21 protein-coding genes are annotated in these 20,920 nt (G+C 60.6%); 13 read left to right on the top strand and 8 right to left on the bottom strand.

Translation table 11 applies throughout. The annotated features are described in order from the left end of the window. Window positions 1–7 precede the first annotated feature (7 nt). From ADU59_RS12770 to ADU59_RS12760, 3 genes are all read left to right on the top strand, one after another. Complete coding sequence (locus tag ADU59_RS12770) at window positions 8–1,171, top strand: M20 aminoacylase family protein (RefSeq protein ID WP_068954553.1); 1,164 nt, start codon at window positions 8–10, stop codon at window positions 1,169–1,171. Window positions 1,172–1,208: 37 nt separating this feature from the next. Further along, the gene (locus ADU59_RS12765) at window positions 1,209–1,673 is read left to right on the top strand and encodes an Lrp/AsnC ligand binding domain-containing protein (protein ID WP_068954484.1); all 465 of its coding nucleotides are present in this window, start codon (window positions 1,209–1,211) and stop codon (window positions 1,671–1,673) included. 153 nt (window positions 1,674–1,826) lie between these two features. After that, a complete protein-coding gene (locus ADU59_RS12760) occupies window positions 1,827–2,189 on the top strand; it encodes a hypothetical protein (RefSeq protein ID WP_068954483.1) in 363 nt (120 codons plus the stop codon). Between the two features lie 72 nt (window positions 2,190–2,261). Here the strand turns inward: ADU59_RS12760 and ADU59_RS12755 are convergent, their stop codons facing one another. After that, window positions 2,262–3,302, bottom strand: coding sequence for an NAD(P)-dependent alcohol dehydrogenase (locus ADU59_RS12755; protein WP_068954482.1), 1,041 nt, complete (start codon window positions 3,300–3,302; stop codon window positions 2,262–2,264). A 222-nt stretch (window positions 3,303–3,524) separates the two neighbouring features. On the opposite strand from ADU59_RS12755, the gene ADU59_RS12750 reads away from it, so the two are divergent. Both ADU59_RS12750 and ADU59_RS30630 read left to right on the top strand, forming a co-directional pair. Next, window positions 3,525–4,460 (top strand): AraC family transcriptional regulator, encoded by a 936-nt coding sequence (locus tag ADU59_RS12750; RefSeq protein WP_068954481.1) that lies wholly within the window; start codon window positions 3,525–3,527, stop codon window positions 4,458–4,460. Window positions 4,461–4,628: 168 nt separating this feature from the next. Next, window positions 4,629–4,796 (top strand): hypothetical protein, encoded by a 168-nt coding sequence (locus ADU59_RS30630; RefSeq protein ID WP_158515720.1) that lies wholly within the window; start codon window positions 4,629–4,631, stop codon window positions 4,794–4,796. Window positions 4,797–4,877: 81 nt separating this feature from the next. Here the strand turns inward: ADU59_RS30630 and ADU59_RS12745 are convergent, their stop codons facing one another. The 5 genes from ADU59_RS12745 to ADU59_RS12725 are packed head-to-tail and all read right to left on the bottom strand — an operon-like array spanning window position 4,878 to window position 9,990. Beyond that, window positions 4,878–5,615: an ABC transporter ATP-binding protein gene (locus tag ADU59_RS12745; protein WP_068954480.1), complete on the bottom strand. Its 738-nt coding sequence runs from the start codon at window positions 5,613–5,615 to the stop codon at window positions 4,878–4,880. Then, window positions 5,612–6,460, bottom strand: a complete 849-nt coding sequence (locus ADU59_RS12740; protein WP_068954552.1) for an ABC transporter ATP-binding protein — start codon at window positions 6,458–6,460, stop codon at window positions 5,612–5,614. The genes ADU59_RS12745 and ADU59_RS12740 overlap by 4 nt, the downstream gene beginning before the upstream one ends. Continuing rightward, window positions 6,447–7,349, bottom strand: a complete 903-nt coding sequence (locus tag ADU59_RS12735; RefSeq protein WP_083198241.1) for an ABC transporter permease — start codon at window positions 7,347–7,349, stop codon at window positions 6,447–6,449. Before ADU59_RS12735 ends, ADU59_RS12740 begins: the two co-directional genes overlap by 14 nt. After that, window positions 7,349–8,374 carry an ABC transporter permease gene (locus ADU59_RS12730; protein ID WP_068954479.1) on the bottom strand — a complete coding sequence of 342 codons (1,026 nt, stop codon included), beginning with the start codon at window positions 8,372–8,374 and terminating at the stop codon, window positions 7,349–7,351. The genes ADU59_RS12735 and ADU59_RS12730 overlap by 1 nt, the downstream gene beginning before the upstream one ends. Before the next feature lie 14 nt (window positions 8,375–8,388). Then, window positions 8,389–9,990: an ABC transporter substrate-binding protein gene (locus ADU59_RS12725; RefSeq protein WP_068954478.1), complete on the bottom strand. Its 1,602-nt coding sequence runs from the start codon at window positions 9,988–9,990 to the stop codon at window positions 8,389–8,391. Window positions 9,991–10,118: 128 nt separating this feature from the next. Between ADU59_RS12725 and ADU59_RS12720 the strand changes: the two genes are divergently transcribed. From ADU59_RS12720 to ADU59_RS12700, 5 genes are all read left to right on the top strand, one after another. Further along, complete coding sequence (locus tag ADU59_RS12720) at window positions 10,119–10,838, top strand: FadR/GntR family transcriptional regulator (protein WP_068954477.1); 720 nt, start codon at window positions 10,119–10,121, stop codon at window positions 10,836–10,838. A 60-nt stretch (window positions 10,839–10,898) separates the two neighbouring features. Continuing rightward, window positions 10,899–11,873: a mannonate dehydratase gene (locus ADU59_RS12715; protein WP_068954476.1), complete on the top strand. Its 975-nt coding sequence runs from the start codon at window positions 10,899–10,901 to the stop codon at window positions 11,871–11,873. A 51-nt stretch (window positions 11,874–11,924) separates the two neighbouring features. Next, window positions 11,925–12,827, top strand: coding sequence for a 5-dehydro-4-deoxyglucarate dehydratase (gene kdgD / locus ADU59_RS12710; RefSeq protein WP_068954475.1), 903 nt, complete (start codon window positions 11,925–11,927; stop codon window positions 12,825–12,827). Between the two features lie 51 nt (window positions 12,828–12,878). Beyond that, window positions 12,879–14,177 (top strand): GH1 family beta-glucosidase, encoded by a 1,299-nt coding sequence (locus ADU59_RS12705; RefSeq protein WP_083198240.1) that lies wholly within the window; start codon window positions 12,879–12,881, stop codon window positions 14,175–14,177. A gap of 245 nt (window positions 14,178–14,422) precedes the next feature. Continuing rightward, window positions 14,423–14,893, top strand: coding sequence for a hypothetical protein (locus ADU59_RS12700; RefSeq protein ID WP_068954473.1), 471 nt, complete (start codon window positions 14,423–14,425; stop codon window positions 14,891–14,893). A 190-nt stretch (window positions 14,894–15,083) separates the two neighbouring features. On the opposite strand, the gene ADU59_RS12695 is transcribed toward ADU59_RS12700, so the two are convergent. Further along, a complete protein-coding gene (locus ADU59_RS12695; protein ID WP_068954472.1) occupies window positions 15,084–16,418 on the bottom strand; it encodes a dicarboxylate/amino acid:cation symporter in 1,335 nt (444 codons plus the stop codon). 225 nt (window positions 16,419–16,643) lie between these two features. On the opposite strand from ADU59_RS12695, the gene ADU59_RS12690 reads away from it, so the two are divergent. Continuing rightward, window positions 16,644–18,518 (top strand): sensor histidine kinase, encoded by a 1,875-nt coding sequence (locus ADU59_RS12690; protein WP_068954471.1) that lies wholly within the window; start codon window positions 16,644–16,646, stop codon window positions 18,516–18,518. A gap of 4 nt (window positions 18,519–18,522) precedes the next feature. After that, window positions 18,523–19,869 carry a sigma-54-dependent transcriptional regulator gene (locus tag ADU59_RS12685; RefSeq protein WP_068954470.1) on the top strand — a complete coding sequence of 449 codons (1,347 nt, stop codon included), beginning with the start codon at window positions 18,523–18,525 and terminating at the stop codon, window positions 19,867–19,869. 146 nt (window positions 19,870–20,015) lie between these two features. Here the strand turns inward: ADU59_RS12685 and ADU59_RS29630 are convergent, their stop codons facing one another. Further along, window positions 20,016–20,456 carry a VOC family protein gene (locus ADU59_RS29630; RefSeq protein WP_083198239.1) on the bottom strand — a complete coding sequence of 147 codons (441 nt, stop codon included), beginning with the start codon at window positions 20,454–20,456 and terminating at the stop codon, window positions 20,016–20,018. A 251-nt stretch (window positions 20,457–20,707) separates the two neighbouring features. On the opposite strand from ADU59_RS29630, the gene ADU59_RS30625 reads away from it, so the two are divergent. Next, on the top strand, window positions 20,708–20,884 hold the full coding sequence (locus ADU59_RS30625; RefSeq protein ID WP_158515719.1) for a hypothetical protein: 177 nt from the start codon (window positions 20,708–20,710) through the stop codon (window positions 20,882–20,884). Window positions 20,885–20,920 lie beyond the last annotated feature (36 nt).

Genomic DNA, 20,920 nt, shown 5'->3' with positions numbered 1-20,920 from the left:
AGCCAAAATGCCTATTCTGAACCGCGCAGCAGAACTCCAGAACGAAGTCACCGAATGGCGTCGCTACCTTCATACGAAGCCGGAGCTGCTGTTCGCCGTGGAAAATACGGCAGCTTTCGTCGAAAATAAACTGAGGGAATTTGGCGTTGACGAAATCGTGACCGGCCTTGGCCGCACCGGTGTCGTTGGCCTGATCAGGGGCAATCTCGGCGACGGCCGCACCATCGGCCTGCGTGCCGATATGGACGCCCTGCCGATGACCGAGACCAGCGGCAAGCCCTGGGCTTCGACAACGGCGGGAAAGATGCATGCCTGTGGCCATGACGGCCATACCGCCATGCTGCTCGGCGCAGCCAAATACCTGGCAGAAACGCGCAACTTCAAGGGCGCGGTCGCGGTAATCTTTCAGCCCGCCGAAGAAGGCGGCGGCGGCGGCAACGAAATGGTCAAGGACGGCATGATGGAGCGCTTCTCCATCGAGGAAGTCTACGGCATGCACAATATGCCGGGCATGCCGGTCGGCCAGTTCGGCAGCCGCGTCGGCCCGATCATGGCCTCGACGGACGAATTCAACATCACCATCGACGGCCGCGGCGGCCACGCAGCGCAGCCGCACAGGACGATCGACCCGATCGTCGTCGGCTCGCAGATCGTCAACGCGCTGCAGACCATCGCCTCGCGCACCGTCGATCCGCTGGCGTCCGTCGTCGTATCGGTGACGAAATTCAATTCGGGCTTTGCCCACAACATCATTCCCGAACAGGCGATCCTGGCCGGCACCGTGCGCACGCTGATGCCGGAAGTGCGCGAACTCGCTGAAGCGCGCATCAAGCAGATCTCGGAGAATCTCGGCGCCGCCTACGGCGCCAAGATCCGGGTGGCCTACAACCGCAACTATCCCGTCACCGTCAATCATCGCCAGGAAACCGCCTACGCGCTTTCGGCAGCGGCAGGTATTGCCGGCGAAAACCAGGTCTCGGGCGATCTCGATCCGATGATGGGCGGCGAGGATTTTTCCTACATGCTGCTGGCCCGCCCCGGTGCCTTCATCTTCATCGGCAATGGCGATACCGCAGGCCTGCACAACCCGGGCTACGATTTCAACGACGAGGCGATCCCGCACGGTATTTCCTACTGGGTGAAGCTCGCCGAAACGCGGCTGACGGCCTGAACCGGCGCACGACCTGAAGAGACTGGGGATCGCGCCGATGCACGAGATAGACAAGATCGACCGGCGGATCCTCAACATCCTGCAGGCGGATGGCCGGATCACCAATCTGGAGCTGGCGGATCGCATCGGCCTGTCACCGACGGCAACCAGCGAGCGGCTGCGGCGCCTTTTGAAGGAGGGTTATGTCTCAGGCTTCGGCGCCCGGCTCGATCCGCACAAGCTGGGTTTCGGGCTGCTCGTCTTCATCGAGGTCATGCTCGACAAGACGACGCCGGAAGTCTTCGACAAATTCGCCGCCGCCATCAAGCAGGCGCCGGCCGTGCTCGAATGCCACATGGTGGCGGGCGGCTTCGACTATCTCGTCAAGACCCGCTTCGAGGACATGAACGCTTATCGCAATTTTCTGGGACAAGTGCTCTGGACACTGCCGGGCGTCAAGGAAACGCGCACCTACGCGGTGATGGAAGAGATCAAGAACGACGGGCCGCTGCCGCTGGTGTGAAGTCCCCCTGCTTCCACAACGGACCTCCGGTCACCTGAGCGGGTGGGCGATACCCTCGGCTCGATCACCACAATTTTGGTGCTTTTCAAACCGCTGGAAATCCGCCTACGCTCCAGCGCAGCTCGATCATCGAGCCATTCTTTGAGGGATCAGATGAAAAAGATTATCGCCGCCGCCGCGCTCTTGCTCGCGGCAGCCTCCACCGCCAATGCGCAAACCGTCAATGCCGGCAAATATACCGTCGAGGGCACCAATCTCGATGGGTCGAGCTATTCCGGAACGGCGGAAATAACGCTCGCCAGCGAAACCACCTGCGTGATCGAATGGGAGACCGCCGGCGTCAAATCGACCGGCGTCTGCATGCTCAACGACAACGCCTTTGCGGCGGCCTACGTCCTGGAAGACGCATTGGGGCTGGTCGTTTACCACGTCAACGGCGATGGCACCCTTGACGGCAAGTGGACGATTACCGGCAAGGACGGCTCCGGCACGGAAGTCCTGACCGAGGTCAAGTAGCCTTTAACCGGGCTGACGCGATAAAAAGGCCGGCAAGTCCAACCGAACTGCCGGCCTTTTCGTTTCAATGGCTTACAACGTCGCCATATCGATGACGAAGCGGTAGCGCACGTCGCTCTTGATGACGCGCTCATAGGCTTCGTTGACCTGATCCATCCGGATCAGTTCGATTTCGGAGACGATGTTGTGCTCGCCGCAGAAATCGAGCATCTCCTGGGTCTCCTTGATCGAGCCGATCATCGAGCCGGCAATGCTGCGGCGCGAGGGAACGAGCGAGAAGGCATGCACAGGTACCGGCTTTTCCGGAATGCCGAGCAGCACCAGCGTGCCATCGACCTTGAGCAGGCCGAGATAGGCATTCCAGTCGATTTCCGCCGAGACGGTGCACAGGATGAGATCGAACGTGCCTGCCAGCGTCTTGAAGGTTTCGGCATCACCGGTGGCGTAATAATGATCGGCACCGAGTTTCAGACCGTCTTCCTTCTTCGACAACGTCTGGCTAAGCACAGTCACATCAGCGCCCATCGCATGGGCGAGCTTGACGCCCATATGGCCGAGACCGCCCATGCCGACAACCGCGACTTTCTTGCCGGGACCGGCGCCCCAGTTGCGCAGTGGCGAATAGAGCGTGATGCCGGCGCAAAGCAGCGGTGCCGTTGCCTCGAAGGGCAGGTTCTCCGGAATGGAGAGGACATAGCCTTCCTTGACGACGATGAAATCGGAATAGCCGCCCTGGGTTGGCGTCTTGCCGTCGGCCTCGACGCTGTTATAGGTGCCGACAAGACCGGGCATGTACTGCTCCAGATCGACATCGCGGCTGGCGCAGGTGGTGCAGCTGTCGACGAAGCAGCCGACGCCGACCCGGTCGCCGACCTTGAACTTCGAAACCTTCGAGCCGACAGCCGTCACGATGCCGGCGATTTCGTGGCCGGGAACCATCGGAAACGCCGAATTGCCCCATTCGTTACGCGCCTGATGGATGTCCGAATGGCAGATGCCGGAATATTTGATGCTGATGACGACGTCGTCTTCGCGGGGCTCGCGCCGTTCGAACGTAAAGGGTTCAAGCGGTTTCGACGCATCCGTCGCCGCATATCCTCTTGCCAGGGCCATGGGTCACTCCTTTATTCTGTGAGACGGGGATTACGATGGAAGCACGAATGGCCTCTCCCCGGAAGTGTACTATGCGGCGGGCAGAGAACAAGTGTTAGAGCAATCCTGCAAAATTATTACACGATCCTGCAAAAAGTGTCGCTGGAGTTTTGCAAACGCACGGTAAGAACCTAACTTCCGGGTTGCGAGACAAAAACTAAACGACTGGAAAGACTTTCGATTATGACAGATTCACGAACCCAGCGCAGTCGGGAACTGATTGATCTTATTGCCCGTTTCGCCGGACAGGATGGCGACCATCAAACCGCGATCCCCGGATTGAGCGTTCATATGCGCTCGGCTACGGGCACGAAAGCCTGCGGCTCCTACAAACCGGGCGTCGCCCTCATCGCACAAGGCGCAAAACAGGTGGTGCTCGGCAGCGAAATCTATCGCTACAGCGGTGCGGACTACCTGCTGACCTCGATCGACCTGCCCGTCACCACCCAGATCGTCGAGGCCAGCCCGCAAGAGCCCTATCTGAGCATGACGTTCGAGATCGACACCGGCAGGATCGCCGGACTGGTTGAACATGCCGAAAAGCAGCGGACCATACCTGCTGCGCGCGGCATGGAGGTCAGCACCGTCACGCCCGAACTTGAGGACGCCGCCGTGAGGCTGCTGCGTCTGCTCGACCGGCCCGGCGACATTCCCGTCCTTTTGCCGCTGATCGAGCAGGAACTGATCTACCGGCTTCTGACCGGCCCGCAAAGTGGCCGTTTGCGCCAGATGGCGATGGCCGACAGCCAGTCGCATCAGGTTGGCCGGGCCTGCATCTGGCTGAAGGAGCATTATGCTCTGCCGCTGAAGATCGAGGAACTCGCCAATCGCGTCAGCATGAGCGTCTCCTCGCTGCATCACCATTTCAAGGCGATCACCGCCATGAGCCCGATGCAGTACCAGAAGCAATTGCGGCTGCAGGAGGCCCGCCGGCTGATGCTGGAAGATATGCTCGATGCCGGATCGGCCGGCCACCAGGTCGGCTATGAGAGCCAGTCACAGTTCAGCCGCGAATATGCCCGCCAGTTCGGCGAGCCGCCGCTGCGCGATGTCGGCCGCGTCCGCCGCAGCCTGATGGAGCGGTTGACCGGCGGCATGGAAATGCTGAGCGAGGGGTAGATGTCGCCCGATACCGGCCATCAAACACAAACATTGATGGCACGGGATACAACTCCAGCAGGAACAGCGCCGCCGAATTCTTCCGGCCGGTAGAATTTTAGCCGTTTTTTTGAGGCTTCCTTTACGGCGTTTCCGTATCCTTATCTGACACAAGCCGAGGATCGTGCCATGCCGGAACACAAAAGAGATGCCTATTCGGCATTTGCAGAAGATCACCGCGAGCTCGGCGCGGCGAAAGGTCCGTTTTCGCCGACGCTGCGCCTGAAGGCCATTGCCGCGGCCGTGCTTGCCGGCGTGGCGTTCTGGGGCGTGGTGATTTACTTCCTGACGCGCTGAGACGGTAATATCGCAATAAATTGCGCCGGATATCCGCCGGCCAGTGGCGGATATGCTTGATCGTGCACGGAAAATGGCTGCTTACAGAAAGCTCGACTGGAACAAAACAGCCGAATAGTCCGCATGTGTGCGCCCCGCCTGCAGGTCCGCCTTGTCGAGTTCGTCGACAAAAACGCCATCCTTCATCACCAGGGCACGATCGCACATATGGGCGATGACCGAGAGATCGTGGCTGACGAGCACATAGGTCAGTCCCTGCTGTTCGCGCAGGTCGCTCAGAAGGTTCAGCACCTCAGCCTGCACGGAAACGTCGAGCGCCGACGTCGGCTCATCCAGCAGGAGAATTTGCGGCTCCAGCATCAGGGCGCGGGCAATGGCGACGCGCTGGCGCTGGCCACCGGACAGTTCATGCGGAAAGCGTTCGGCGAAACTGGCGGGTAGCCCCACCCGTTCGAGGGCTTTGGGCACGCGGTCCCAGCCGGCCCCCTTTTTCATCGCCCGCACCGGCTCCGCCAGCACACGCTCGATGCGATGGCGCGGATGGATCGAACCGTAGGGATCCTGAAACACCATTTGCGCCAAAAGCAGTTGCTCAATGGTACGGTTCTTGTCGACCGACTGGCCGTTCAGGCTGATACGCCCGGTCCAATGGCGATCGAGACCGGCCAGCGAACGCAGCACCGTGGATTTTCCGCAGCCGGATTCACCGACGATCCCAAGGCTTTCGCCCCTGGCGACGGAGAAAGACACCGCCTTCACCACCTGCTTCAGATTGCCGCCCTTGCCGAAGGTGACTTCCAGGTTTTCAACTTCAATCACGATCTTACCTCCGCAGCGTCGATTGACGGCCGATCGAGCACCTGAAGCCGTCTCACGGGATGGCGCGGATTGGGCATGGCTGCGACAAGACCCCTTGTGTAGGGATGTTGCGCGTCTTCCAGCCTGACGAGGTTCTCCACCACCCGGCCCTTGTACATCACCAGAATGCGCTGGCAGAACGCGGCCACCATCCGGATATCGTGGCTGATCAGGATCAGGCCGGAATTGTTCTCGGTGACGAGTTCATCCAGCAGCTTGAGGACATCCCCGCGCACGCTGACATCAAGCGCCGAGGTCGGTTCGTCGGCGATGACGAGACGCGGCTTGGCAAGCAGCATCATGGCGATCATGACGCGCTGTCCCATCCCGCCGGAAATCTGGTGGGGATAGAGACGCATGGTCCGCTCGACATCGGCGATGCGCACACGCTCGAGCATTCCGGCCGCGGCCTTGTGGGCAGCGGCTTTGCCCAAACCCAAGTGAAGCTTGGCGGCTTCGGCAACCTGTTTGCCGATCGACAGCACCGGGTTCAGCGAATAGCGGGGATCCTGCATGATCAGCGCCATCTCGTTGCCGCGCAGTGTCCGCATCTGCTTTTCGGAGGCCTTGACGAGCGATGTGCCCGCGAACTCCAGGGCCTCGGCCTCAATTTTTGCCGAATTGGGCAACAGCTTCATGATGGCGCGGCCCAACGTCGATTTGCCCGAACCGGACTCCCCGACGATGCCGAGCCGCTCTGCGCCCAATGTAAAGCTCACGCCATCGACAGCCTTGAGCGAGCTGCGCGCAAAGGTCACGTTCAGGTTCCTGACGGTCAGGATGCTGGTGCTATCAGGAACGGGCATGGCGCGGATCCAGAAGGTCGCGGAGGGCATCGCCCACCAGGTTGAAAGCAAGGCTGGTCAGGAGGATCGCGATCCCCGGCATCACCGCAACCCACCAGTTGTCGATCATGAATTTCCGGCCGCTGGAGATCATCGCACCCCATTCCGGTGACGGAGGCTGTGCGCCGAGGCCCAGGAAACCGAGCGCTGCGGCCGTGAGAATGATCCCGGCCATGTTCATGGTCAGCCGGACAACGACCGAAGGAATGCACATCGGGGCGATGTAGAGGAACAGCAGACGCAACGGAGACGCACCGTAGAGGCGAGCCGCGGCGACATAATCGGTGTTGCGCACGATCAGCGCTTCGGCACGCGCCAGCCGGGCGATCGGCGGCCAGCCGGTCAGCGAGATGGCGATGATCGCCGTTCCCAGACCAGCCCCGAGAGCGGCGGCAAACGCCAGCGCCAGGATCAGCGACGGGAAGGACAGCACGATGTCGGTGGCCCGCATCAGGATCGCATCCGTGCGCCCCCCCATGAAGCCGGCGACCACACCGATAATCAGGCCAACCGGGCCGACAATGACCGTGACGGACAGGACCGTCTGAATGGTGATCCGCGCACCGTAGATGAGGCGGGACAGGATATCGCGGCCGAATTCATCCGTACCCGCCAGATGCGCCCAGCTCGGCGGCTGAAGAGCCTGCGGCAGGTTCTGCGTGATGGGGCTGTAGGGCGCGATCCAGGGCGAGAAGATCGCCACGAGGATCAGCAGCGCAAGTACGGCAAACCCCAGCATGCCCAACGGCTCGCGCGTCAGCTTGTCGATGCTTTTTCGAAGCGACCGGTAGAAACGGCCAGCACCTTGATGCAGTGCGTTGTGTTGGACAATCATCTTCGCCTCGGTCATCAGCCGGCCTCGCGGGTACGGGGGTCAAGAAGCACATAGGCCAGGTCGGCCAGGAAGTTCAGCACCATGAAGATCAGCCCGATGACCAGCGTGCCGGCAACCACCGCGTTCATGTCGCCAATCATCAGGGCATTGGTCATGTATTGGCCGATGCCGGGCCAGGAAAACACGATCTCCGTCACCACCGCGCCTTCGAGCAGGCTGCCATAGGAAATCGCAAGGACGGTGATCAACTGCACGGCGATATTGGGAAGAATATGCCCAACGACGATCCGGCTGCTCGAGGCACCCTTGGCGCGGGCAGCCACCACATAGTCCTGGTTCAGCTGCTCCAGCGTGAAGCTGCGCGTCATGCGGGTGATATAGGCCATGGCCGAATAGGCCAGAATGCAGGCCGGCAGGATGATATGGTTGACCGCGCTCCAGAACACTTCCATGTCGCCTGCGAGCAGGCTGTCTATCAGCAGAAGTCCGGTTTTCGGCTCGACGAGGCCTTCGAGATAGGTATCGACCCGCCCCGGCCCGCCGACCCAGGAGAGGCCGGCATAGAAGATCACCAGCCCGACGATGCCGAACCAGAAGACCGGGATGGAATGCCCGACAAGCGAAACCACACGGGCGATCCGGTCGATCAGCGTATCGCGGAAAATAGCCGCCGCCATGCCCAGGGGCACGCCGACGACGGTGGAGATGATGACGGCCAGCGTGGCGAGCTCAAGGGTCGCCGGAAAGGCCGTGGACAGATCCTGCATCACCGGATTTCCGGTCAGAATCGCCGTCCCCAGATCGCCATGCAACAGCGCCTTTATATAAAGGAAGAACTGTTGATAGAGCGGCAGATCGAGGCCAAGCCTTTGGCGCATGGCCTCGAACGCGGCGGGGTCGGCCAGTTCGCCGACGATTGCGCCGACAGGATCCGCCGGCAGAACGCGGCCGATCACGAAGGTGACTGTCAGGAGCACGAACAGACTGACGAGCAGCTGGATCGCTCGTTTGCCGAGCTCTTTCAGGTTAAACTCTTGCATGATCGGCTACTCGATTACTGCGCGTCTGACTTGGTGATTTTATTCACCCGCGTCATACCCATGGGATGGCCGCTATAGCCGATGACGCGCTTGCTGAGCGCAATCGGCTCGAAGCGTTCGAACATCGGCAGGACGGCCGGGCTGGCGGCGATAAATTTCTCCTGGATTTCCGTGACCAGCGCCTGACGGCGGGCAACGTCGCGTTCGGCATTCGCCTCATCGCGCAATTTGCTGATTTCCGGAATGTCCCATGCAGAACGCCAGACGAAATTGCCGGCGTTTTTCGCTTCTGCCGAATTGTCCGGATTGTAGGCGAAATTATCCAGCGCGCCGAGGGCAGTCGGCATATAGGCGGATGTTTGCGGGATGAGAAGATCGAAGTCCCGCGCCCGATGCGCCGCGACGATATCGGCGCCATTGCCTTGCTGGATCGTCACCCGGATGCCGACTTCGGCCAGATTGGCCTGAATGGCAGTTGCCATATCGACCCGGGGAGCCTGCGAAACGACCTTGAGCGTCAGATCGAAGCCATTGGGATAGCCGGCCTCTGCCAGCATCTTTTTTGCTTCTTCGGGATGAAAGCCCCAGTCCGGATTCTTGATGGCTCCGGCCCAATCCACCGGCACCGGCACATTGCGGGCCCGGCCATAGGCGCCGACGATCGTCTTCTCGATGCCGGCATAATCGATGCTGTTGGCAATCGCCTTGCGAACGAGGGGATCGGCCAGTTCCTTGCGGCCGGCATTCATCGACAGCACATAGAAGCCACCGGTCTGAACGCGATCGATGACGAAACCGTCCTTGTTCTGGAAGTAACCGATGTCGGAGGCGCTGAGCGCATTGGCGATATCGATATCGCCGCGTTCCAGCATCAGCCGGGCCGCCTGGCTTTCGGGAACATGGCGCATGATGACACGGCGCAGCGTCGGCACGCCTTGCCAGTAGTCCTTGTTGGCCTCCAGCATCACGAGATCGTTGGGGGTCCAGCGCCGCAGCGTGAACGGCCCGGAACCCGCCGTGTTGGTCCGCAGCCACTCATTGCCGTAGTCGCCATTGTTGACGTGCTTTTGCACTTCGACGCTGTCGACCACGCTGGCGACACCCATCGACATCCGGTAGAGCAGCGCGTCCGGAGTGACGGTCTTCGGAAACTGGATCCGGAATGTGCGGTCGTCCGGGGCCGAAACCATGCTTTCGATATTGGCAGCGCTATATCCGGCCGTCTTGAAATTGGCGGCGGACGCCTGGTCGAGCTTCATCAGGCGCACCAGCGAGAAAACCACGTCCTGCGCGGTTACCGGATTTCCGGAGGCAAATTTCGCCTCGCGCAGATGAAAGGTGATCGAATCCTCGGTGACATCCCATTTTTCCGCCAGCTGCGGGGCAATGACATTGCCGTTCTGATTGTCGGTATAGACCAGACGATCATAGGTATTCGTCAAAATCTCGATTGTCTTTGCATCGACCCCCTGCTGCGGGTCCAGCGACAGCACCTGCACGAGCGACGTGCCGATAACCAGCTGGTCATTCGGCGTCGCCGCGATCGCCGCGGGAACATGCGCGACTATCAGGGAAACAGCCAGCGCCAGACGGATGGGCTTCCAAAACGATTTCATAATTCCTCCACTTCTGATACTTCTAACGTTAATGCATCATTCGTATCTTATCATATGACTTACGTTAAGTGACGAACGCTTGCAAGCCCGTTGAGATCGCAGCGAAACCAAATGCCGAGGGAGAGACAATGAACAACGATGGCAAAGTGGGGCCCCACCGACGGCAGCGGCTGGCACAGACCGTGATTGAGACGCTGCGCGACCGCATCACCACAGGAGACCTGACGGAAGGGGATCAACTGCCAACGGAGATCCAGCTCGAGAGCGAATTCGGCGTGAGCCGGACAGTGGTGCGCGAGGCGATCGCCGAACTCCGCGCCGGCGGGCTGGTGACGCCGGTCCAGGGCAAGGGCGTCTTCGTGGCAAGACAGCAGCCCGGATTCCGGCACGCAAGCCTGACGCCCCGGGAAATCAAAAGCATCCCGGAAACCCTGGAACTGCTGGAGTTTAGGATCGCCGTGGAAGTGGAAGCAGCGGCAATTTCGGCCTATCGGCGTTCGCCACATCAGGAAGAAGCGATTCGCGCCGCCAATCAGCAAATGGTCGCGGAGATCCAGGCCGGAAACCCGACCGTGGATGCCGACTTCGCCTTCCATCTCGCCATCGCCCAGGCCACCGACAATCGCTATTACATCGAATCGATATCGCGTTTCGGCGCACGGTCGATCCCGCGCAGCCAGTTTCCGACACTGCCCGACACCAGCAATGTCGATTATCTTATGGGCATTGCCGCCGAACACGACCGGATCATCGAGGCCATTGCCGACCAGGATCCGGATACCGCGCGCATCGCCATGCGTGACCACCTGCTGAACAGCCAGAAACGATATCGCCGTCTCGCACGGTAACATCTCGACAGCCGTCAAAATTCATATTATGTCATACCTTATAGAAGACAGAGGTATGACATGTATATAGGTACACAGCTCGCTGCGCGCGACGACGACGATTATCGGGTCTGGGCCCAGCTCGGCATCAAGCACATCTGCGCCGACCCGGAAGGCAAGCCCGGGACGTGGACGCTCGACGACCTCCACCGGCTCAGGGACAAGGTCGAAAGCTTCGGGCTGATATTGGACATGATCCAGCTGCCGCTTCCGTCCAACCCGATCGAGACCGCCACCTACCCCGACATCCTGCTTGCCGGACCGGAGCGCGATCGCCAGCTCGATGAACTCTGCCGCCTGATCGAGAATCTGGCCACGGCTGGTATCCCGGCGGCCAAATACAATCTCAACCTGATCGGCATTCCGCGCACCCCCGACGAGCTTGGCCGCGGCGGCTCGCTGAATGCCTCGTTCCGCTGGGACAAGATCGACCAGTCCGCAGCCCCCGGCCTTGCCGGCGTCCTGCCGGAAGACGAAAACTGGGAGCGTATCGACTATTTCCTGTCCCGCGTGGTGCCGGTCGCAGAAGCCAGCAAGGTCCGGCTCGCCTGCCATCCGCATGATCCGTACACGCCGCCGGGCTTCAAGGGCGTGACCCGCGTGCTTGGCACGGTCGACGGCCTCAAGAAATTCGTCACCATGCATGAGAGCCCCTATCACGGCCTCAATTTCTGCCAGGGCACCGTCGGCGAAATGCTCGACAATCCGCGCGAGGAAATCGACGATGTGATCCGCTGGTTCGGCAGCCGCAACAAGATCTTCAACCTTCACTTCCGCAATATCCGCGGCAAGAAGCTTTCCTTCATGGAAACCTTCCCGGACGAAGGCGACATGGACATGGCCCGCTCCATCAAAATCTACCGGGAGGTCGGCTACCAATACATGATCATGCCGGACCACGTGCCGACGATCAGCGGTCGCGATCCGCAGGGCGTCGCCTTTGCCTTCTGCTACGGTTACACGGCCGCCCTCCTTCAGGCGCTTGACGTCTACTGAGCCATTTTCCGCCTTTTCTTTTTTCCTGCCCTTTCAGAAGGACCTTTTTTCATGACTCCAAATGAACTCAAGATCGCGCTCGGCAGCGGCCTGCTCTCTTTCCCGGTCACCACGTTCAAACCCGATCTCAGCATCGACGAGGAAGCCTATCGCGCCCATATCGACTGGCTCGATGGATTTGGTGCCGCCGTGCTGTTTGCGCCCGGAGGCACAGGCGAGCTTTTCTCGCTGACACCGGCGGAAGTGGCCGCAGTCACGAAAATGGCCAAGACCTCCGCCGGCAAGACGCCGATCCTGGGCGGCGCGGCCTATGGAACGGCCATGGCCGTGGAGATGGCCAAGGCGGCCGAGGCGGCCGGCGCCGACGGCATCCTGCTGCTGCCGCCCTATCTGATGTTCTGCGAACAGGAAGGCTTGGTCGCCCATGTGAAGGCCGTGTGCAATGCTGTTGGCATCGGCGTCGTCGTCTACAACCGCGACAATATCGTTCTGACCGCCGATAGCCTGCAAAAGCTCTGCGACCAGTGCCCCAACCTCATCGGCTTCAAGGACGGCTATGGCGAGGTCGACCGTGTGATCGAAATCACCACCAAGCTGGGAGACCGCATGGTCTATATCGGCGGCATGCCGACCCACGAACTCTATGCGACCGCCTATTTCGCAGCCGGCGTCACGACCTATTCGTCTGCCGTGTTCAACTTCGTGCCCGAACTGGCCCAGCGCTTCTACGCGGCACTGCGCGCTGGAGACACGAAGACGACCGACGGCATTCTGAAGAACTTCTTCTTCCCGCTGACCGCCCTGCGTAACCGCCGGAAAGGCTATGCCGTATCGATCATCAAGGCTGGCCTGCAGGTCAGAGGCCGCCAGGCGGGACCTGTGCGCCCTCCCCTGGTGGATTTGACAGCCGGCGAATTGAATGAGCTCAAGGCACTGGTCGACGCCAATCTCTAATCCGGAGTATCGGTGCTCCTGTCAAACAAGCAGCTCGGAACGGGAAAAATGATGTTTTCGCATGATCGCAAGGACTTCGGTCCTGACTTTGTCTTCGGTGTCGCGATGGCCGCCCATCAGATCGAAGGCGGACAGACCGACGGCAGAGGCGCGTCCATATGGGACAGCTTCGCCGCCACCCCTGGCAATATCAAGAACGCTGAAAACGGAGTGGTCGCCTGCGACCACTATAACCGGTGGGCAGAAGATCTGGATCTGATCCGCGACGGCGGATTCGATGCCTACCGGTTTTCATTTTCCTGGCCCCGGCTCATCCCGGAGGGGACGGGAGCCCCGAACGAAGCGGGCTTCGACTTTTACGACCGCCTCATCGACGGCATGCTGGAGCGCAATATCAAACCGCTCGCCACGCTCTATCATTGGGACCTGCCAAGCGCCCTGCAGGACAAGGGCGGCTGGATGAACAGGGACACGACCCGCGCCTTTGCAGATTATGCCGCGCAGATCACCCGGCGCTTCGGCGACCGGCTGGCCACAACCGCTACCCTGAACGAGCCCTGGTGCATCACCATCCTCAGCCATTTTCTTGGGATACACGCACCGGGCTACCGCGACATCCGCGCCGCATCGCGCGCGATGCATCATGTCCTGCTCGCCCATGGCCTCGGTATCGAAGCGATGCGTGCCGAGGGCGGCAAAGATCTCGGCATCGTCGTCAATATGGAAAAATGCGAGCCGCTGACACAATCTCCACAGGATGCGGCAGCCGCCGAGCTCGGCGATGCCATCTTCAACCAGTTCTTCCTCGACGGTGCCTTGAAAGGCCAGTACCCGAAACTCGTCACCGACAGAATCGAGCAATATCTGCCCGCCAACTGGCAGGACGACCTTAAACTGATTTCCCCTCCGGTGGACTGGATCGGCCTCAACTACTATACCCGCTCCCTCTACCAATCCGATCCAAGCGTTCCCGTATTTCCGTTTACCCAGTCCAGAGGTCCACTCGAAAAGAACGATCTCGGCTGGGAAACCTACCCGCAGGCTCTGACGGAATTTCTCAAGCGCGCCTCCGATCGCTACCCCGGGCTGCCCATCTACGTCACCGAGAACGGCATGTCGGAGAGCGATGACGGCAAGCGCATCGATTTCTTCGACAAGCATTTCGCTGCCATCCGCGACGCCCAGAAGCAAGGCGTCGATGTCAGGGGATACATGGCCTGGACCCTGATCGACAATTTCGAATGGGCGGAAGGCTACAGCGCAAAATTCGGCATCGTCGCCATGGATCCAGAGACGAGAGACAGGATACCGAAAGGCAGCTACCGGGCATTCCAGAAAATGCTCGGCTGACGCCCCCCTCTTGGCGATAGGCCTCGCCGCATCGGCAAATCAGGTTGCCACAATTGCGATCGATTGTGGCAACAGCAGACTTTCAAATATTATTTTTATTTAACATGATTCCAAGCGACACCGGAACTACATTGCCAATCGAGGCTATGTAATGCCGACGGTAACGAAACCGTGACTCGACACTATAAGATAGCCTCACGTCAAGAGATGCTTCGCAAAGTGAAGCTCCAATTGAGGTAACGCAAATGTTTTCTTTTGCAAAGACTGCAGCGATCTCCGCAATCATCATCTCAGCTTCGATGGGCGTGGCCTTCGCCGGTTCGCACGGCGGCAGCAGCGGCAGCGGCGACCATAACGGCGACCACCGCGACGGTCATCACGACCGTTTCATGCTGGGGGACAACGACATCACAAACGATGACGCCCAGAACCCAGCCTTCGTTGTTCCCGCCTTTACGCCCGTTCAGGCCTCCGGACCGCGGCTCCAGGCAATTCTCTCCGAGCTTCGGGCCGATGACCAGCGTGTGAACGCGGATCGGGCGCGCGGCCTCCTGACGGCCAGCGAATCCCGCCACCTGAAGGCGGAGGACGGGCAGATCCGTCGCGAAGCAATGTGGACGGCTGAACGGAACCATGGCGTCATACCGACACCCCGATACATCACACTGCAGAACCAGGCCCAGCGTCTTCAGACCGAAATCAGCCGGATGGTATAAGGCGTTCTGCCTGCCGCAAGCATGAAGCGGCGCACCTATGCCCGCTTGTCTGAACGTGAATGCCGGACCACGCCACTTGCGCTGGTCCGGCGGCATCACCAGTCAGCTCTCATCTTCATGAATGCACACATCCGGCTCGCCTTTCGGCGGGCCGGTTCTGCGAAGAGCGAACTGTCCCGAAAGCCAGGCTTTATTCGGCCGGCTGCAGCCCCGTCACCGGAACACCGCCCGTGTCCTTGCCGCCCAGTGCCGCGGCCAGCTGCGTGGTGTCGAGTTCGTTCTCCCAGCGGGCGACGACGATGGTGGCCACCGCATTGCCGACGAGGTTGGTCAAGGCCCGGCATTCCGACATGAAACGGTCGATGCCGAGGATCAGCGCCATGCCCGCGACCGGCACCGAAGGCACCACCGACAGCGTGGCCGCCAGCGTGATGAAGCCGGCACCGGTAATGCCTGCCGCCCCCTTGGAGCTCAGCATCGCCACGAGCAGCAGCAGGATCTGATCGCCCCAGGACAGATGGATATCCGTCGCCTGGGCAATGAACAGCGCGGCCAGCGTCATGTAGATGTTGGTGCCGTCGAGGTTGAAGGAATAGCCGGTCGGAATGACCAGGCCGACAACCGAGCGCTTGCAGCCGGCCTTTTCCATCTTGTTCATCAGGCCGGGAAGAGCGGCTTCAGAGGACGATGTGCCGAGCACCAGAAGCAGTTCTTCCTTGATGTAGCGCAGCAGCGCCAGGATGGAAAACCCGTTGTAGCGCGCGACGCCACCCAGAACGACAAGGACGAAAAGCAGCGACGTGATGTAGAAGGTGCCGATCAGCATGGCGAGGTTGGCAATCGAGCCGACGCCGTACTTGCCGATGGTAAATGCCATGGCGCCGAAGGCACCGATGGGAGCCGCCTTCATCAGAATGCCGACCAGCTTGAACACCGGGGCCGTCAGCGCATTGAGGAAATTGATGACCGGCTCGCCCTTCTCGCCGACCATGGCAAGCGCGATACCGAACAGCACCGAGAAGAACAGCACCTGCAGAATATCGCCATCGGCGAATGCGCCGACGATCGTCGTCGGAATGATGTTGGTCAGGAAGCCCGTGATGCTCTGCTCATGGGCCTTCTGGGTGTAGGTCGATACCGCTGCCGGGTCGAGCGACGCCGGATCGATATGCATGCCGGCACCGGGCTGGACGACATTGGCGACGACGAGACCGATCACCAGCGCCAGCGTCGAAAAGGTCAGAAAGTAGAGCATCGCTTTGCCGGCGACGCGGCCGACCTTCTGCAGGTCGCTCATCCCGGCAATGCCGGTGGCGACCGTCAGGAAGATAACCGGCGCGATGATCATCTTGACGAGCTTGATGAAGGCATCGCCGAGCGGCTTCAGCTGCGTGCCGAGCTCGGGATAGAAATGGCCAAGAAGAATACCCGCGGCAATGGCTGCGAGAACCTGGACATAGAGATGCCGGTAGAAAGGTGTTTTGCCGTGGGGCCTTTCGGCCGCATCGAAGGGAGCTGCGATCATGATTTCCTCCTTGAGGCTCGTCCGGAGCGAGTGCCGGCCTCCCGAGCCATTGGCTTCAAGTCCAGCAGTCGTACCGCTGTTGGGGAATCGTTTCGCAATCTTCGTGCCAGTTTTGATGATCGAATTAACTGATTGAAAAACCTTCTTAAAAATCCACGGCCGGTTATCGACCGAACGATTTCATGCGGAAATCCACACAAATTTATTTGATAAATGTGCAGAAATATGCACAAATTCTCCATGACGTTTTCCGTATCCCGATGGCTGTGGCCGGCTCTCCCCTTGCACGAACGCATCCGGCGGATGCGGCTGGTTCACGCCGGCGTGGCGCTGGCGCTGGTCATCGCCAGCCTCTGGGCAAGCGGCGAGATCGGCAGGCGCCGCGCCGAGGTCGCGCTTGCCGCCCAGGCCCGCATCGATGCCGATATGAATGCGGCATTGCTGCGCACGGTTCTGGAAAAATACCGGGCCCTCCCCTTCGTGCTCTCACAGGACAGCGCGCTTGCGACAGCGCTGACGGCAAAGGATGCGGGCACACTCAACCGCCTCAACGACAAGCTGGAAAGGCTGGCGGCCGGCACCAAGGCGGCGGTGATCTACGTGATCGGAAACGACGGGATTGCAGTCTCGGCCAGCAACTGGCGCGAGCCGACCAGCTTCGTCGGCAACGACTATCGCTTCCGCGAATATTTCCAGCGTGCGGTGTCCAAAGGGCAGGCCGAGCATTTCGCGCTTGGCAGCGTCAGCAAGAAACCGGGGCTCTATATTTCGCAGCGAATCGACGGCGCCAGCGGCCCGCTGGGTGTGGTCGTGGTCAAGGTCGAGTTCGACGATGTCGAGGCCGACTGGAACGCTTCGGGCAAGCCGACCTATGTGGTTGATGACCGCGGCATCGTCCTCATCACCAGCATTCCGTCCTGGCGCTTCATGACCATCGGCGAAATCGCGCCGGACCGCCTGGCCACCATCCGCGAAAGCCTTCAGTTCGGCGATGCACCTTTGCGGCCTTTGCCGTTCGACATCGTCAGGACGGCCGGGCAAGCGGCCGATCTCGTGCGGATCGTCATGCCCGGCAGCACCGGGCAATCGACCTTTCTGGACACGGAGATCGCCGTTCCGACAACCCAATGGCAATTGCAGCACCTGGTGGCACTGGAGCCGGCGGTCGATGCGGGCGTGCGCGAGGCCCGGATGCTGGCGCTGCTTGTTCTCTTGCCGCTGCTGGCAGGTGCCGCCTTTCTGCTGCGCCGCCGCCATCTGGTCGCGCTGCGGATCTCCAGCGAACAGCAGGCCCGCGAGGAACTGGAACGCCGCGTCGTGGAACGGACGCTGGACCTCAGCCAGGCGCGCGACCGCCTGCAGACGGAAATCACCGATCACAGAAATACCGAGCAGAAACTACAGGCCGTGCAGCAGGATCTGGTACAGGCCAACAGACTGGCGATCCTCGGCCAGGTCGCGGCGGGCGTTGCCCATGAGATCAATCAGCCGGTGGCAACCATTCGCGCCTATGCCGACAATGCCCACGTCTTCCTTGATCGCGGCCAGACGGCGCCGGCCGCCGAAAATCTGCAAAACATTGCCGCCCTGACGGAGCGGATCGGCTCGATCACCGACGAGCTGAAGGCTTTTGCCCGCAAGGGCCGCGCCACGGCCGAACCCACCGGGATGAAGGATGTCATCGAAGGCGCGGTGATGTTGCTGCGCAGCCGTTTTTCCGGGCGCATGGATACGCTGGATATCGTTTTGCCGCCGGTCGGTCTTCAGGTCATGGGAAGCCGCATCCGGCTGGAGCAGGTCTTGATCAATCTTTTTCAGAACGCGCTGGAGGCTGTGGCTCCCAAGGGCGAGCAGGGCCGCGTCGAGGTTCGGGTCGCAACCGGCGCAAAAGAGGTATCGCTGACCGTCTCCGACAACGGGCCGGGAATTGCGCCGGATATCCGTGAGGGACTGTTCACCCCTTTCAATACCTCGAAGGAAGGCGGCCTCGGCCTGGGGCTGGTGATTTCCAAGGACATCATCGCCGACTATGGCGGCCGCATGGACGTGTCCAGCGACGGCCAGGGCACCCGGTTCGTCGTCCATTTGAAGAAGGCTTGAGAGCATGGATCCGTTGACACCCGTTGTTCTGATCGACGACGACAAGGACCTGCGCCGCGCCACGGCCCAGACGCTCGAGCTGGCCGGATTTGCGGTGTCGGCTTTCAGCGGCGCCAGGGCGGCGCTGGCCGCGCTGTCCCCCGATTTTGCCGGTGCCGTGGTGACCGATATCCGCATGCCTGAGATCGACGGCCTGCAGTTGTTCGGCGCGCTGAAGGAGATGGATGCCGACCTGCCGGTGATCCTCATCACCGGCCATGGCGATATTCCCATGGCCGTGCAGGCCATCCAGGACGGCGCCTATGATTTCATCGCCAAACCCTTCGCAGCCGACCGGCTGGTGCAGAGCGTGCGCCGGGCGAGCGAGAAGCGGGCGCTGGTGATGGAAAACCGGGCGCTGCGCCGCGCCGCCGAGGAGGCACAGGACAGCCTGCCGCTGATTGGCCAGACGCCGGTGATGGAAAATCTGAAAAACATCCTCCGGCATATCGCCGATACCGATGTCGATGTGCTGGTTGCCGGCGAAACCGGCAGCGGCAAGGAGGTCGTCGCCCAGCTCCTGCACCAATGGAGCCGCCGGCGAAAGGGCAATTTCGTAGCGCTCAATTGCGGCGCGCTGCCGGAAACGGTGATCGAAAGCGAGCTGTTCGGCCACGAGCCCGGCGCTTTCACCGGCGCCCAGAAACGCCGCACCGGCCGGATCGAACATGCCAGCGGCGGCACCCTGTTTCTCGACGAGATCGAAAGCATGCCGCCCGGCACACAGGTGAAGATGCTGCGCGTCCTGGAGATGCGCGAAATCATGCCGCTCGGGACCAATGAGGTGCGCCCGGTCGATCTTCGGGTCGTGGCCGCCGCCAAGATCGATCTCGGCGATCCCGCCGTGCGCGGCGACTTTCGCGAGGATCTCTACTACCGGCTGAATGTCGTCACCATCTCCATTCCGCCGCTGAGAGAACGGCGCGACGATATCCCCCTGCTGTTTTCCCATTTCGCCGGCCGTGCCGCGGCCCGCTTTCGCCGGGAGGTTCCACCGCTCTCGCAGAGCGTGCGCCGCCATCTCGCGTCGCATAGCTGGCCCGGCAATGTCCGCGAGCTTTCGCATTTTGCCGAAAGAGTGGTGCTTGGTCTGGAAAAGGGCGAGGAAAACACCACCTCCCCGCAACCGGCCGGCGCCACCCTGCCGGAAAAACTGGAACGCTACGAAGCCGAGATTATTCGGGACACCCTGTCCGCCCATGACGGCGATGTGCGCCGGACGATCGACGCGCTCGGCATCGCCAGAAAGACATTCTACGACAAACTGCAGCGCCACGGGATCAGCCGGACAGGCTATGTCGCGCGGAAATGACGATGTGGATGCCACTTTGGCGATCACGGATTATATTTCGCGCGCTAAAGCCGAACTCGTTTCCTACCGCGTCCAAACGCCGATGCAAGCGATAGCCGCACGGCTACGTCAGCTTGCGCAGGCCGCAATATCGCAGTTTGCGGAAACTACACAGGTCGTCCGTCAGGATATTCTGCCGGCCCTTTCAGCTCGATCTTATTGCCGAAGGGGTCATGAATATAGAAAGAGTGCCCCATTCCGCGTGCACCACCGTGGAATGCCTCCTGATAGATTTCTACGTCACATTTCCGGAGGTGATCCCGGAGCTTTTCATGATCCAAAGGGCTCGTGGCAATACAAATATGATCGACATTCCGCCCGCCAGGCACCGGCGGAGCAGCCTTGGTGCCACCGGGATGTGTCATATCCCACAGAACAATCAGTGAAGCCCCGCACCAAACCTGTTCCATGCCTAATGCTGGATATGAATATCCGATCGTGCAGCCCAGCACACCTTGGTAAAAGTCCAGCGCCCTTTTCATATCATCCACGATGAACACGACATGATCGAGGCCGACAAGCGAGAACGGTGGCGCGGAAACTGTCATGATTCGATCCAAAGGAACCTCGCGAAAACCAGCCAAGCAGCAGTTTCGCGGTCAATATTTACTCCGCTGCAGAATAGGGATTTTTACGGAAGCCTCAAGGCCGTAGGGTCCATCGATTGCTCATGCCCATCCTTGACGATCGCCTTAATGCCAAAGCAATCCGGAATTCCTGCGCGCAGATCGTGTAATGGCCCCATAAATATCCGGGCACGATCTCCCACTTAACAAGCGTGCGAGGTAATGTGCCCATTATGACCAGTCACAGTGCTAAGATAGAAGTCCTGTCCGGCCCTGAGCGCCGCCGTCGCTGGTCGACGACAGGGGAAGGACAGCCGCTGGGCCTGAACTTGAAAGACCTCATCCAGTACGCATTGAAGTTCTGCATCAAGGACGACTACAAATTTGCTGATCCGAACACGCGTCTGTGACGCTCGTCAACAGCGGAGTAAAAACCGGCAGCGACA

Source organism: Pararhizobium polonicum (assembly GCF_001687365.1).
GTDB lineage: Bacteria > Pseudomonadota > Alphaproteobacteria > Rhizobiales > Rhizobiaceae > Pararhizobium > Pararhizobium polonicum.
Note: the sequence above shows the minus strand (reverse complement) of the source record. Positions and strands in the feature narration are given on the sequence as shown.

What these genes read in the sequence shown, in the direction of transcription:
- ADU59_RS12765 (WP_068954484.1), top strand. Translation starts at nt 1,209, where the DNA reads ATGCACGAGATAGACAAGATCGACCGGCGGATCCTCAACATCCTGCAG.
- ADU59_RS12740 (WP_068954552.1), bottom strand. Translation starts at nt 6,460, where the DNA reads ATGCCCGTTCCTGATAGCACCAGCATCCTGACCGTCAGGAACCTGAAC.
- ADU59_RS12735 (WP_083198241.1), bottom strand. Translation starts at nt 7,349, where the DNA reads ATGACCGAGGCGAAGATGATTGTCCAACACAACGCACTGCATCAAGGT.
- ADU59_RS29630 (WP_083198239.1), bottom strand. Translation starts at nt 20,456, where the DNA reads ATGACAGTTTCCGCGCCACCGTTCTCGCTTGTCGGCCTCGATCATGTC.
- ADU59_RS12770 (WP_068954553.1), top strand. Translation starts at nt 8, where the DNA reads ATGCCTATTCTGAACCGCGCAGCAGAACTCCAGAACGAAGTCACCGAA.
- ADU59_RS30625 (WP_158515719.1), top strand. Translation starts at nt 20,708, where the DNA reads ATGACCAGTCACAGTGCTAAGATAGAAGTCCTGTCCGGCCCTGAGCGC.
- ADU59_RS12715 (WP_068954476.1), top strand. Translation starts at nt 10,899, where the DNA reads ATGTATATAGGTACACAGCTCGCTGCGCGCGACGACGACGATTATCGG.
- ADU59_RS12750 (WP_068954481.1), top strand. Translation starts at nt 3,525, where the DNA reads ATGACAGATTCACGAACCCAGCGCAGTCGGGAACTGATTGATCTTATT.
- ADU59_RS12695 (WP_068954472.1), bottom strand. Translation starts at nt 16,418, where the DNA reads ATGATCGCAGCTCCCTTCGATGCGGCCGAAAGGCCCCACGGCAAAACA.
- ADU59_RS12760 (WP_068954483.1), top strand. Translation starts at nt 1,827, where the DNA reads ATGAAAAAGATTATCGCCGCCGCCGCGCTCTTGCTCGCGGCAGCCTCC.
- ADU59_RS12690 (WP_068954471.1), top strand. Translation starts at nt 16,644, where the DNA reads ATGCACAAATTCTCCATGACGTTTTCCGTATCCCGATGGCTGTGGCCG.
- ADU59_RS12700 (WP_068954473.1), top strand. Translation starts at nt 14,423, where the DNA reads ATGTTTTCTTTTGCAAAGACTGCAGCGATCTCCGCAATCATCATCTCA.
- ADU59_RS12720 (WP_068954477.1), top strand. Translation starts at nt 10,119, where the DNA reads ATGAACAACGATGGCAAAGTGGGGCCCCACCGACGGCAGCGGCTGGCA.
- ADU59_RS30630 (WP_158515720.1), top strand. Translation starts at nt 4,629, where the DNA reads ATGCCGGAACACAAAAGAGATGCCTATTCGGCATTTGCAGAAGATCAC.
- ADU59_RS12705 (WP_083198240.1), top strand. Translation starts at nt 12,879, where the DNA reads ATGTTTTCGCATGATCGCAAGGACTTCGGTCCTGACTTTGTCTTCGGT.
- kdgD (WP_068954475.1), top strand. Translation starts at nt 11,925, where the DNA reads ATGACTCCAAATGAACTCAAGATCGCGCTCGGCAGCGGCCTGCTCTCT.
- ADU59_RS12755 (WP_068954482.1), bottom strand. Translation starts at nt 3,302, where the DNA reads ATGGCCCTGGCAAGAGGATATGCGGCGACGGATGCGTCGAAACCGCTT.
- ADU59_RS12725 (WP_068954478.1), bottom strand. Translation starts at nt 9,990, where the DNA reads ATGAAATCGTTTTGGAAGCCCATCCGTCTGGCGCTGGCTGTTTCCCTG.
- ADU59_RS12730 (WP_068954479.1), bottom strand. Translation starts at nt 8,374, where the DNA reads ATGCAAGAGTTTAACCTGAAAGAGCTCGGCAAACGAGCGATCCAGCTG.
- ADU59_RS12685 (WP_068954470.1), top strand. Translation starts at nt 18,523, where the DNA reads ATGGATCCGTTGACACCCGTTGTTCTGATCGACGACGACAAGGACCTG.